Below are 12,547 nucleotides of genomic sequence, written 5' to 3' on the forward strand. Positions count from 1 at the left end.
CTGCTCCTTTCAACATTGATGAGAACGACAGAAGCGCAAGAGTTCCGCGCGTCGGCTACTACGCCGCGATGAACCGGGACAACCCGAACGATTCGAGCGAGGCGTGGCGATCTCCGTCGAGCACCTCGCCGGAGATCGCATCGGCCAGGTGGGCAGAGAGCGTGACGCCGCTGTGAGTGGCAACCGCGTACACGGAGCGGTTCTCATCTACCCAGTCGGCGATCGTGAGGCCATCGTCGGGCAGAACTCGGGTTCCGAGCAACACCGACTCGGTCGTGGTCTGGTTGAGAGCAGGGTACAGTTCGCGAGCACGATCGAGAAGAAGCGCGGGAACCGTCCAGATCCCCGGGTCGGACATCTCCCATTTTCCACCCGTGGGGTTGTCAGCGAACGTGATCCCGCCGTTTCGCGCTGGACGGAGCGCGATCCCCTCGGAACGAATCAGGTGCCGGATGCCGGAATCGACCATGCTCGTCGTGCTGATGATACCCACCTTCGGGTGACCGGTTCCGCCCGGACCGACGTCTCCGACTGGGTCAATCGTCGGGAACTCAATGCCCTCGTTCGCGAGGATACGCCGGGTGCCATTTCCGGCGGCTAGTATCACGACGTCGGCTTCGTGCTCGTGTGTTCCCCCATCTGCCGAAGTGGTCGTGACGTGGCGCTCCCTCAGCCGCGTGACAGTCTGGTAGGGGAAGAACTCTGCGCCGCGCTCCACAGCACGGTCGAGAAGACTCACGCACATGGTCTGCACGTCGATCCATCCCTCTTGAGCGTAAAGCGCGCCGCCGCAGACCTTCGCCGAGTTGAGATTCGGCTCGACATCCGCGACGTCCGAACCGCTCAGTAAGCGAGCCTGGTAACCTTCCGCACAAAGCCTAGAGACCTGAGCCTCGATCGCGTTCATCCCCTCGTCTGAGTGGGCCACCTGGACGGTCCCTGTCTGATGGAACCAGCGCGCTCCGTTGCGCGGCAAAGAACGGTCCACCCGCTCATGCGCACGCAGCCCCAGGTAGTTGAGCTCGTAGTATTCTGCTGGCGTCTTGCTGTTCGCGTTGACCCACGCGAACGTGGCTGAGCTCGTTCCTGATCCTGGAGCCGCAGCGTCGATCACGGTGACCGATGCCCCTCGCCGAGTCAGCTCGTCGGCCAGGCTGCATCCGATGACGCCGGCTCCGACGACAATGATTCTCTGATTCACGATTGAATTCACTTTCTCGAGCTAGCTAATCCCGACGGATGCGAAGAACTTCTGCGCTCGCGCCGCTGCGGGGTTATGAATGACGTCACGCGGGGCACCACGCTCGATGATGCGGCCAGCATCCATCATGATGACTTCGTCCGCGACTTCTTCTGCAAAGCGCATCTCATGCGTCACGATGAGCATGGTCGCGCCTTCCTCCGCGAGACCGCGCATCACGGCGAGCACCTCATTCACCAGTTCCGGATCAAGCGCGCTCGTGGGTTCGTCGAACAGGAGCAGTTTGGGCTCCATCGCCAGGGCGCGCGCTATAGCAACGCGCTGCTGCTGACCACCAGAAAGCTCGTTGGGGTAGTGGTCCTTCCGATCGAGCAAACCCACCTGCGCAAGCACACGAGCACCCGTCGCCTCCGCAGCCTTTCGCTTAACTCCCTTGACCAGCATCGGTGCGATCGTGACGTTCTCGAGTGCCGTATAGTTCGGAAACAGGTTGAAGTGCTGAAACACCATCCCGAAATTCAGAGTCTGACGCCGAGCCACCGACGCCGACACCGGAACGCGGTGACCGTCGCGCACCTGATGGCCGATCATCTCACCGTCGAAGTAGACCGCCCCACCGTCGATGCTCTCGAGCATGTTCACAGTGCGCAGCAGTGTGCTCTTGCCCGAGCCCGATGGACCGACGATGCACGTCACAGTTCCCTGATTGATCTCGAGGCTGACCTCATCGACGGCTCGAAGATCGCCAAAGTGCTTGCTCACGTTAACGAGCCGCAGCAGAGAAGTTATCGCTTCGGTTGTCATTTTCTTGCTCCCGTCAACGATCCGGATGCTGTGGGGACCTCTCCCGTTTTGGGGGCGACCTTGCGTCGTGCGAAACCTCGGCCAAATCTCTTCTCAAGCCGCGACTGCCCGAACATCGCGATACTCGTCAGCACGAGGTACCAGATGACGGCCACCATCAGTAACGGGATCGTCTCGAAGTTGCGTGCGTAGATCGTCTGTACCGTCGTAAGGAGCTCTGCATAACCGATGACCGAAACCAGCGACGTGTTCTTGAAGATGGTGATGACCTCGTTCGCGAGCGATGGTGTAATCACCCGAATGAGCTGCGGACCGAGAATCTTCTGGTAGGCCCTGATCGGTGCGATGCCCAGAGACCTGCATGCCTCGAACTGCCCAGCCGGGAGAGACAGGACGCCGCCGCGAAAGATCTCGGCCGCGTATGCACCAAGGTAGATCGCCAGCCCGATGACGGCGGCGCTGAAACGACTGATCACCTGGTTCGTCGGTACCTCTGCGATGCTGAAAAGGAAGGGAACGCCGAGGTTCAGCGTCGGGACGAGCGCCCCGAAGAAGAACACGACGAGGAGCATGACCAACGGGGGCATCGCTCGCATCACCCAGATGTACAGCACCGCAGCCGTCCGGAGAACGATATACGGCGAGAGCCGGCACCATGCCGTGAAGACACCGATGATGAGCCCCAAGACCGTGGTGAGAACGGTCAGGCTGATCGTATTCAGCAGCCCTTCGATGATGACCTTGCTGAAGAGGTAGGAAAATATCGTCTCCCACTTCCAGTTCTCGTTGAATACGAAAAATTGAACTAGAACGAGTAGTAGGTAGGCGCCGAGCACGTACGTCACCCACTGTCCGACGCCCACACGGGCGCGGATTGGAAGGCTCGCCGTGTACTCGGCATCCTGTACCGTGGTCGACTTGATCTCGCGCTTTCTACGTCGAATCTGTGACATGTTAGCCCTCGCCGATACTGTTCTTGCTGTTGATGTCCATCGTCGGCACGCCGAAGTCGGAAAGACCCCACTGATCGAGGAGCTTGTCGTACACGCCGTTGTCAACGAGTTTCAGGAGTGCTGCGCGCAGAGCATCCCGGAACTCGGCGTTGTCTTTATGAACGCCGATCCCGACGACGCTGTCTTGCTCGGTGTAGATCAGCTTGAACATGTCAGAGTCCGTGCGCACGTTGTAAGCCATGGGCGGAAGATCGCCCCAGAACCCGTCGGCCTCACCGCTCTTGACGGACAACACTCCGGCACCGCCATCCTGATATGCGTTTATCTTGATGGGCGGCTCACCCGCAGCCGAGCACTCCTTGTTCGCTGCCTCGAGGTTCCCCTGCTGAGACGTCCCGCGGGTATAGCCGATACTCAGTCCGCACAGGTCAGCGGGCTCAACCTCATCTTTCTCGAAGTCCTTCGGAGCGATGATCGCCGTGCCGTTCTGCAAATAGTCGATGAAGTCGATGTGCGCCTGCCGTTCGACATAGTCACCCACCGAGGCGATAACGTCATATCGCTTTGATTCCAGACCAGGAACAAGAGCGTCGAAAGTTACCTCTTTGAACGAGACATCAATCCCGAGGACACGCGCCGCCGCGCGCAGCAACTCCGGATTTAGTCCCGTGATGTCGCCGGAGTCGTCGACGAACTTCACCGGTGGAATGTTCGCGTTGATGGCCGCGGTAAAGCCCTCATCCTTGTACGAATCGGGCAGCATTGCCGCGATCTCGTCGTCTTTCTCGACGGTCGTCACGACATCCTGGCTCCCAGACTGCTGCTCCGTATCGTCGAGCTCGGGGTTCGCGCATGCGGTCAGCCCCATCAGGACTGCCGCTGCAGAGAGGGCAATTGCCAATGATCGCTTCATTGCGATACCTCCTGTGTTGTGTGGTTGGTGCATCGAGATGATGCGGTAATGTGCTGCGGTTCGGTCACGGTGGTGTCGACCGGTGATCTTTCGTCGTATCTGAACGTTTGTCAGCCTTGGTCTGTGTACTCCAAATAGAGGTCGATGAAACCGGGACGTAGGTAGTAGGCGGTTGATTCGGCGATCTGTCCGTTTGGCTGCCACATGTGCCGACGCCGACGCAAGATCGCAGCCCCCGGCTCGATCCCCAGAAGCTCGGCGTGTGTTTTCTCGAGAAGCAACGCGTCGAAGTACATGCGGGATCGAGCGACGGAGACCCCAATAGCGGCGAAATGCTCGAGGACGGCGAAGGTCTCCAGATTCTCACTCAGCAGCTGCGGTGAGAGATGGAACGGTACGGCGGCGACCTCCACGACAGCCGGGGTCTCATCAAGGTCGTGTCTGACGCGAACCAATTGAATGACTGGTTCGTCTTCGTCGATGCCGGGAAGTTCCACCTCAGCTGCATGCGCTGGCACGACCTCGGCAGATACAACAGAGAGCCGACCGGGAATTCCCGCGCTTCCCACCTTTGGACCGACGGAACGCAGCAGGTTCACCTGGCGGGCCCCCTCGGCCACGTGAGTTCCGAGTCGTTTGTGCCGCACAACCAGACCGGCCTGGGCAAGATCATTCAGCGCTCGTTGCGCAACTGACCTGCTCACTCCATGCGCCGACTGCAACTCTGCTTCCGTAGGAACTTTCGACCCGGGAACGAGATCACCCGACTGAATCCGTTCCTCAATTTCGGTTCGGATCTTCTGGTATAGCGGCATTGACATGCAATGACCGTACAATTAAATAAATGACCGGTCAATAGTATTGGATGATCTTTTTGAGTTTTTATCAGGGTGCAGCGCCATCGGCTCCGTGGACTCACGCTCCCATCAGTTCGGTGCCCATCTCCAACGTCTCCGCGACGTCGCGGTTGACCAGTCGCCCTTCGCGCACATTCACACCGCGAGCCAGCGAATGATCATTCTGCGCAGCTACTTCCCATCCGTTGTCCGCGATGTTGACGATATAAGGGAGCGTGACATTTGTAAGTGCACTGGTCGACGTTGCCGGTACCGCCCCGGGAATGTTCGCGACGCAGTAGTAAAGCGAGTTGTGCACAGAGAAAGTCGGGTCCTCGTGCGTCGTGGGGTGCGATCTCTCGAAGCATCCTCCTTGGTCAATCGCAATATCGACCAGCACCGAACCCTTGCGCATGCCCGCCACCATCTCCTCTGTGACGAGCTTCGGTGCCGCGGCGCCGGGGACGAGCACCGAACCGATGACCAGGTCGGCATCAGACACTTGCTCGGCAATCGCCAATCGCGAAGAATGCCGCGTCTGAATTTGAGAGCCAAACTGAGCTTCGAGCTGCCGCAGGCGCGGAAGGGAGAGGTCTATGACCGTCACGCGCGCACCGAGCCCTATAGCGTTGCGCACCGCGTGCTCCCCGGCGACTCCGCCGCCGATCACGACGACATGCGCGCGTGGTGTTCCCGGAATACCGCCGAGCAGCATCCCCCGACCACCGCTCGGCGCGGTGAGCTGGTACGAACCCATGGTGACAGAAAGACGCCCTGCCACCTCGCTCATCGGTGCGAGGAGGGGCAACGACCCGTCGTCTCGCTGGACGGTCTCATACGCGATCGCGGTGGTTCCCGCATCGATGAGCGCTTTCGTGCATGCCCGGGATGCAGCGAGGTGCAGGTATGTGAACAAAACCTGTCCCGACCGCATCCTGCTGTATTCCGGTTCGATGGGCTCCTTGACTTTCAGCAACAGGTCGCCGCGCGCCCATGTTTCGTCAGCGTTCTCGGCGATGTGCGCCCCGGCAGCGGCGAAATCTTCATCGCGGATGCCCGAACCTTCACCCGCGCTCGACTGCACCCATACATCGTGACCGTGGCGCACGAGGGTATCGACGCCAGCGGGAGTGATCGCCACGCGGCCTTCGTTGTTCTTGATCTCGGTAGGAATACCGATTCTCATCATGCCTCCTCTTCTCGTTCCACCATCCTGAAAGATGTTCGGGGCGCAGTATTGGTGAGCGAATCTCTGCTTGACGGAATCTTGGTATCGGAAGATATATTCGACGTGGCCCACTTCACGGGCGGAAGGACCGCAGATGTTTCACGCAACTGACGAGCTCGATGAGGTCGATCTGGCACTGCTCTCAGTGCTCAGGGCCAACGCGCGCGCGACGAACCGACAACTCGCAATTGCTGCGGGAATCGCGGAGTCGACATCGCATGCGAGGGTGCAGCGGCTCGAGGAACGCGGAGTTATCGCGGGCTACGAGGCGGTGGTGCGCCAGCGCGAACTCGGTGCGGGCCTGCAGGCCATCATCGGGGTGACGCTTCGTCCCGGCGCGCGACAGGCGAGCATTACCGGGTTCTCGACGAAGGTGCGAGCACTTCCCGAGGTCACGCAGATGTTCTTTCTTGGGAGCAGCGAGGACTTTCTCGTCCACGTCGCGGTTGGCGACTCGAGTGCTCTGCGGACATTCGTCGTCGAGAACCTATCGGGGAATCCGACTGTCGCCTCGACGCGCACAAGCATCATCATCGAGTACAACCGAAACACCTCGACGGCATCGTTCGGCTGATGTCCTGAGTGCTCTCGCAAAGCCGCAGCTTCTCAACAAGTGAACAACAACACTGTGAATGCCTCCACTATCTCAAGTGTCTTCCTCGCCGACCGTGCCGTCTGGGCGTCCGTGCTCGGAGCAGATAACGTCGATGACGAGCTTCGCGCAACATCCATTTCGCGTCTCGAGCGACTCGCGACGATCGTCGATCGTCGGTCGCCGATCGGCACCGTCATCAGCGTTACCGAGGGTGAGTGGGGTCCGCGACGCCACCGGACGCCGGCGGAACCGCTACGGCGTCTGCGCGGCCATCGCCGCCAAATCGTTCCGCCGCGAAATCGAGCAAGGCCGAAGCGCGCGGCGTGAGATTCATGTCATCGGGCCAGATCCCCACTACATGCGAGACCGTGGCAGGAGGGTCAAGGGGGCGGATGACGACCGGACGCCCCTCGACGCTCATCGGGAGCGCGTTGGGTCGTGACATGAGAAGTCCGTAGCCCACACCGCGACCGACGAGAGCCTCAACGAGGCTGGTCTCGGTGACCCGGGTTTCGACGCGGGGCTCAAGGCCGCGCGCGGTGAACGCATCGGCGACGTTGATGGTGCCCGGTGTCGCGTGGAACAGTACGAGAGGTTCACTGACGAGATCCGCGAGGTCGACCGTGTCGGCCGACGAGAGCGCATGGCTGGGGTGCAAGTGAGCCTCCAGCCGCGTCGCGTAAATGTTGCGCCGGCGATATCCGACAGGCAGGTTCACGTTGTACACGAGAACCACGTCGAGCCGACCGGCGTCGAGTGCCGCAAGCAGCTCCTCATAGGTGCCCACCATCACCTCAATGTGCACTCCCGGATGCCGCTTCGGAAACCCTTCGAGAAGCTCTGGAAGCACGCTCGTGGCGAAGCTCGAATAGCAGCCGAGCTTGACGGGCCCTCGAAGTTCCTCGCCTCGACGAGCATCCAGAACGAGCTCGTGCGTGTCGGCGACGATCTGGCGAGCCTGTTTCGCAAACTGCTGACCTGCCGGCGTCAGGGTAAGGCCACGCGCCTTTCGACGAACGCACAATTGCTCGCCCACCGCGGTCTCGAGCCCGGTGATGGCCTGCGACAGCGCAGACTCTGAAATGTGCAGATGAGCAGCGGCCGCACTCAGTGTTGTGAAGTTCGGCAGGGCCGAGAACAGTTCGAGTTGCCGGATGCTCACGTCGGCCATGTCGCCTCTTCTCGTTCTTGCTACTTAAGGTAACCCGAACTATATCCTCATATTACTGTGATTTACATGTAGAGATCGACGTCGCACTATGGGAGCACCACAATCCCGAGCCCCATCCCATGAGGGGCAACAATGACGTGAGGGACAACGATGAGCTCTACTCTTGCCGCCGGCAATCCCACTTCTCAGCGACGGATCGCCTTTGCGACGATCATCGGCACCACCATTGAGTGGTACGACTTCTTCATCTATGCCACGAGTGCCGGACTCGTGTTTGCACAGCTGTTCTTCAAACCCGCGGGCGAGGACATCGGGCTCCTACTCTCCCTCGCCACCGTGGGCATCTCGTTTCTGTTTCGCCCGCTCGGCGCGGTTCTCGCAGGGCACTTCGGTGACCTGATCGGACGGCGCGCGATGCTCGTCATCACGCTCCTGCTGATGGGTGGAGCGACGACCCTCGTCGGCACGCTTCCCACCTACGCGCAAATCGGCGTCGCCGCGCCGATCGCCCTCCTCGTTCTGCGCATTCTTCAGGGCCTCTCGGCCGGCGGCGAATGGGGCGGAGCGGTCCTGATGGCCGTCGAGCACGCGCCGGCGAATCGCCGAGGCCGCGCCGGCTCCTGGCCCCAGCTCGGCGTCCCGCTCGGCTTTCTTCTCGCCTCGGGCATGACTGCCCTCATGACGGGCGTCATCTCCCCGGGTGAGGCATATCTTCAGTGGGGCTGGCGTGTGCCGTTTCTGGTGAGCGTCGTTCTCATCGGCGTGGGTTTCCTGATCCGTCGTGCGGTGGAAGAGAGCCCGGTGTTCACCGAGATCGCCCAGCGCGGCAAGCAGACAAAGGTTCCGATCGTCGCGCTGTTCAAACGCCACTGGTATCTCGTCATTCTTGCGGCGCTCGTGTTCGTCGGAAACGGCGTTCCCGGTTACATGACCACGGGCGGTTTCCTCAACAACTACGCCATCAACGTGCAGAACATCGACACCACATCGGTGCTCATCGCGGCGGTCGTTGCGGCGGCAATCTGGTTCTTCTCAACCCTTGCCGCGGGCTACCTGTCCGATTCAATCGGTCGGCGGAACACCTTCCTGATCGGCTTTGGCCTGCAGGCCGTCGTGGTCTTCCCCATCTTCTGGTTGATCGATACGGGCACGCTGTTCGGGCTCTACGCCGCATTGGTGCTGATCTCGACAGGGCTCGGCCTCACGTACGGGCCACTGGCCACGTGGTACGCAGAGATCTTCCCGGCATCCATTCGGTTCACGGGTGTGTCGATCACCTACGCCATTGGAGCTGTTCTCGGTGGGGCGTTCGCGCCCATGATCTCGCAAGCGCTGCTGGAGGCCACGGGAACAACGGTCGCGGTCTCGGGGTACCTGCTCGTCGCGACACTTCTTGGAGCAGGAGCAGCACTGTGTCTGCGCGACCGCCCGGGCATTCCGCTCGGGCCAGACCACGAGGCCGAGCAAGCGACCGGAGCCACGATGTTCACGCCGATCACTGCTGCCCGCGAGCCGGCAGAAAACCGCTAGGCAAGCGCACGAGATGCGTACACCGCTCACCAGTTAAGGAGAAGCAATGGTAGATACAACCACCAGAATCGCGGTCATCGGCGGAGGGATGGGCGGGCTCACCGCTGCGATCGCGTTGACGAAGATCGCCGGAGTCCAGGTCACCGTGTTCGAGCAAGCCGACCAATTGGGCGAGGTCGGCGCCGGCGTCACGGTCGCGCCGAACGCCGCGCGCGTTCTCGACAGACTCGGTGTGCTCGATCGGATCAAGCAGCTGGGGGCTGTTCCCGACGGACATGGTGTTTACCTCGACGCCATGGGCGGCATGGTCACCGACGCGGCATGGGAGGATTCAGCAAAGCAATACCAGAACATCGGAATGTACCGGCCCGACCTCATCAGCGCCCTCGCTCAGGCCGTCGACCCCGATACGGTGCGCCTCGGCCACCGCTTGAGCTCAGTTGAGACAGTGGACACTGGCGTTCGCGTGAGGTTCGCGAACGGCGTGGACGACGTGTTCGACGCAGTCATTGGTGCAGACGGCATTCACTCAGTGGTGCGGAACGCTGTGGATCAGCATCCTGAACCCGTGTACTCGGGGTACATCGTCTACCGTGGAGTCGTCGACGCGTCTCGTCTGCCCGCTGACTGGCCGATGATCAGCCAAGTGTGGATGGGCAACAGGCGGCATTTCATGTGCTATCCGCTGCAACAGCGCAAGCTGTTCAACTTCGTTGCCGGCATCCCGAGCGACAGGCCCCTGAATGGACCGTGGTCTGGCCCGGCAGACGTCAGCGAGCTTGCCGCAGAATTCGCTGGGCCGGATTGGGACCCGCGGTTGCAGCACTTCATCGATCTCATCGACAAGACGTTCTGGTGGGGGCTCTTCGACCACGAACCCCTCACCAACTGGTCACGTGGACCGATCACGCTGCTCGGTGATGCCGCGCACACGATGCTCCCCCATCAGGGTCAGGGCGTGAACCAGGCGATCGAAGACAGCATGGCCCTCGCCACGTTCCTCGCGGAGGCCGACGACGTCACCGACATCCCCGAAGCATTCAGGCGGTACACCGCTGTGCGCATGCAGCGCACAGCGATTCTGCAGAACGGATCCCGCAGAGCCGGCGCCATGTTCGATGCGCAGTACGAATTCGCCGACCTGACAAAGCGCGACGCCGACATTCGCGTCGGCCGGGATTTTCGTCGCAGCGCGGTGTTCGACTACGACGCGCAGAAGGTCGCCGAGCACGCTCTCAATCGATTCAGGAAGGTGGTCCAGTTCACATGACAACGATCAGCATCATCGGCAGCGGCAAGATGAGCGGAGCGATCGCAACGGTCGCAACGCGGGCGGGCGCCGCCATTCAGATCATCAAACGCAGTGTGGCAAGCACGACTGAAGCTCACCCGGGGCTTGAATACGGGATCATGGGCGACGAGCTCACCGGCGATCTCGTCGTGCTCGCCGTTCCTTATGGCGCGTACCCGAGCATCCTCGAGCACTACCGGGATCAGCTCAGCGAGAAGGTGGTCATCGATATCAGCAACCCCATCGATTTTTCCACGTACGACGAGTTGACGTCACCCGCAGACTCCTCGACTGCCGCCGAGCTCACCAAACTGCTCCCCGAAGGAGCCGCCGTCGTGAAGGCGTTTAACGTCAATCTCGGCGATACGCTCACCAGCGGCACGAACGGCACAACGCGCACGACCGTGCTGTATGCCGGAGACTATGCAGACGCGAAGATGACCGTCGCCGCGCTCATCGAAGCAGCGGGCATGCGGGCGGTCGACGTCGGCCCTTTGACCCGCGCGCGGGAGCTCGAAGCGATGGGCTTCCTTCAGATCATCATGGCGGCGCTCGGGAAAACGCACTATGAATCAGGGTTCACCTTGCTGCCGTGATTTGAAGGCCATAGCACAATTCCGATGAGCAGGTTAGGTCCCTGGATACGGGGCGAACGCCTCAATCGTCCTAATGCGATCCTCGTTTAGACTGCGTCCACCACCGACAATGTACCTTGCCGAACCATAACGCTGTCGGACTATTCTCTCCACTATGTCAGAAGAGTAACTGTCATTCAGCGGTTCACTTGATACCACCCCATCAATCTCCCAATTCAGCGGTAAGTCAGGATTCAAGCGGTCATACCAAGCGCTGATTCTTGTGCCCGCACGAAGGTCCGCATACGCTTCCACGCTGTGCATATGAGAATCGAGAGTGTGTTCAGGCAATGCTCTCGAAGCAGACTGCAGTGCACTTTCTCCGGGGTCCACGACCGTCACATTGGCAGTCGCCGACAAGTTGGTTGCAAGGAAGGTTCGCGTAGCTAAGTCGCTTGCAGGGAACGAGTAGCCAATTACGTCTAGTTCGTCTGCAGCACGAAGCGCGGTCGCTGCCTCACGCCATTGCGCTGTTAGTGCCGTTTTGCCGTAATAGGTATTTTTCGCACTTGTCGGTGGTACGAGAAAGGGTTCCAGGTCTGTGTAACGAGCGGAATCATTTTCAGCCTTCTGAAATCTCGGCCTATAGACGAGTTGTTCGGTGCTTGGTGCTTTATCTCCTGCGTGCATCCAGTTGATTGATCCATGCAGTTTCAGAAGTGTAGGAAGCGCACGCGTCGGAGGAGTTTCCGCGAAAATACCGCCCGTGCCGGGGAGCTGGCGCTCCACGAGCGGCACAGAGTAGTAATGGACAAGGTTGTGTGTCCATCGCGTCTGAACCAAAGCTATCTCAAGTAGGGTGTCGTAATTGAAGGTTAGAATCGTGGCACCCTCGTGCGACCATTGCCAAGCCAACCTGTCGAGCCAACTAGGAAAGTGGTCAGTCGACTTCGATTCCGCTTCCACTATCGAGTCATATATGGCCCGGACGCCCTCTAGAAAGCAAGCGTGATTTCGAAGATTATCGCTGTCCATTAGCCAAGGTTCGTCAGACGCAAGGTGCGCAAGCCAGGCCTCCAAATCCTGTCCAGATGGCGCAAGTGTCGATGCTGGCAACCCCAATCTTTCGAGAACAGCGGACGCAAGATCCGCCATTAAAGGCATTTGCTGGTTTATTGCTCGGGAGAACCCTGCCCCGAGTAGAATCACTTTCGTCACGAACTCATTGTCTATGATCTGTCTCGTCTGGCCCGGAGTACATCAGCGCTGGTGTTGACCTCTGGATCAACGCTGACCCGCATGTCTGGATGAGGCGCCTGCGCGGGCTGAACCGGTCTCTGCACTCGTAGTCGCCGTGGCCTGGTCAATCTTCATTCCAGCCCCTCACCGCATTCTTCGCCGTTAGGGCGGTGCGCAGCGCGGTCGCTACAGTATCTACAGCGGCCGCCCG

Annotated in this window: 12 protein-coding genes; 4 read left to right on the top strand and 8 right to left on the bottom strand. The window is 60.3% G+C overall.

Going from position 1 to position 12,547, the window contains the following annotated elements; translation table 11 throughout:
* Nucleotides 1-58 precede the first annotated feature (58 nt).
* The 6 genes from HCR84_RS16380 to ald form a co-directional block, all read right to left on the bottom strand.
* Complete coding sequence (locus HCR84_RS16380; RefSeq protein WP_166979231.1) at nucleotides 59-1,201, bottom strand: NAD(P)/FAD-dependent oxidoreductase; 1,143 nt, start codon at nucleotides 1,199-1,201, stop codon at nucleotides 59-61.
* Nucleotides 1,202-1,222: 21 nt separating this feature from the next.
* Nucleotides 1,223-2,005 (bottom strand): amino acid ABC transporter ATP-binding protein, encoded by a 783-nt coding sequence (locus HCR84_RS16385; protein WP_166979229.1) that lies wholly within the window; start codon nucleotides 2,003-2,005, stop codon nucleotides 1,223-1,225.
* Nucleotides 2,002-2,958 (bottom strand): amino acid ABC transporter permease, encoded by a 957-nt coding sequence (locus tag HCR84_RS16390; protein ID WP_166979226.1) that lies wholly within the window; start codon nucleotides 2,956-2,958, stop codon nucleotides 2,002-2,004. The genes HCR84_RS16385 and HCR84_RS16390 overlap by 4 nt, the downstream gene beginning before the upstream one ends.
* A 1-nt stretch (nucleotide 2,959) precedes the next feature.
* Nucleotides 2,960-3,871 (bottom strand): ABC transporter substrate-binding protein, encoded by a 912-nt coding sequence (locus HCR84_RS16395; protein WP_166979223.1) that lies wholly within the window; start codon nucleotides 3,869-3,871, stop codon nucleotides 2,960-2,962.
* 110 nt (nucleotides 3,872-3,981) lie between these two features.
* A complete protein-coding gene (locus HCR84_RS16400; protein ID WP_166979219.1) occupies nucleotides 3,982-4,692 on the bottom strand; it encodes a GntR family transcriptional regulator in 711 nt (236 codons plus the stop codon).
* 94 nt (nucleotides 4,693-4,786) lie between these two features.
* Nucleotides 4,787-5,893, bottom strand: a complete 1,107-nt coding sequence (gene ald, locus HCR84_RS16405; RefSeq protein ID WP_166981706.1) for an alanine dehydrogenase — start codon at nucleotides 5,891-5,893, stop codon at nucleotides 4,787-4,789.
* Between the two features lie 136 nt (nucleotides 5,894-6,029).
* Between ald and HCR84_RS16410 the strand changes: the two genes are divergently transcribed.
* Nucleotides 6,030-6,509: an Lrp/AsnC family transcriptional regulator gene (locus HCR84_RS16410; RefSeq protein WP_166979216.1), complete on the top strand. Its 480-nt coding sequence runs from the start codon at nucleotides 6,030-6,032 to the stop codon at nucleotides 6,507-6,509.
* Between the two features lie 223 nt (nucleotides 6,510-6,732).
* On the opposite strand, the gene HCR84_RS16415 is transcribed toward HCR84_RS16410, so the two are convergent.
* Nucleotides 6,733-7,701, bottom strand: a complete 969-nt coding sequence (locus HCR84_RS16415) for a LysR substrate-binding domain-containing protein (protein WP_166979213.1) — start codon at nucleotides 7,699-7,701, stop codon at nucleotides 6,733-6,735.
* Between the two features lie 150 nt (nucleotides 7,702-7,851).
* Between HCR84_RS16415 and HCR84_RS16420 the strand changes: the two genes are divergently transcribed.
* Genes HCR84_RS16420 through HCR84_RS16430 form a run of 3 tightly spaced genes read left to right on the top strand, consistent with a single transcriptional unit; the run spans nucleotide 7,852 to nucleotide 11,118 of the window.
* Nucleotides 7,852-9,231, top strand: a complete 1,380-nt coding sequence (locus HCR84_RS16420) for an MFS transporter (protein WP_166979210.1) — start codon at nucleotides 7,852-7,854, stop codon at nucleotides 9,229-9,231.
* Between the two features lie 46 nt (nucleotides 9,232-9,277).
* Nucleotides 9,278-10,501: an FAD-dependent monooxygenase gene (locus HCR84_RS16425; protein WP_166979207.1), complete on the top strand. Its 1,224-nt coding sequence runs from the start codon at nucleotides 9,278-9,280 to the stop codon at nucleotides 10,499-10,501.
* A complete protein-coding gene (locus HCR84_RS16430) occupies nucleotides 10,498-11,118 on the top strand; it encodes an NADPH-dependent F420 reductase (protein WP_166979205.1) in 621 nt (206 codons plus the stop codon). The genes HCR84_RS16425 and HCR84_RS16430 overlap by 4 nt, the downstream gene beginning before the upstream one ends.
* 33 nt (nucleotides 11,119-11,151) lie before the next feature.
* On the opposite strand, the gene HCR84_RS16435 is transcribed toward HCR84_RS16430, so the two are convergent.
* On the bottom strand, nucleotides 11,152-12,315 hold the full coding sequence (locus tag HCR84_RS16435; RefSeq protein ID WP_166979202.1) for an SIR2 family protein: 1,164 nt from the start codon (nucleotides 12,313-12,315) through the stop codon (nucleotides 11,152-11,154).
* Nucleotides 12,316-12,547 lie beyond the last annotated feature (232 nt).

The organism is Paramicrobacterium fandaimingii (assembly GCF_011751745.2).
GTDB classification, from domain to species: Bacteria; Actinomycetota; Actinomycetes; order Actinomycetales; family Microbacteriaceae; genus Paramicrobacterium; species Paramicrobacterium fandaimingii.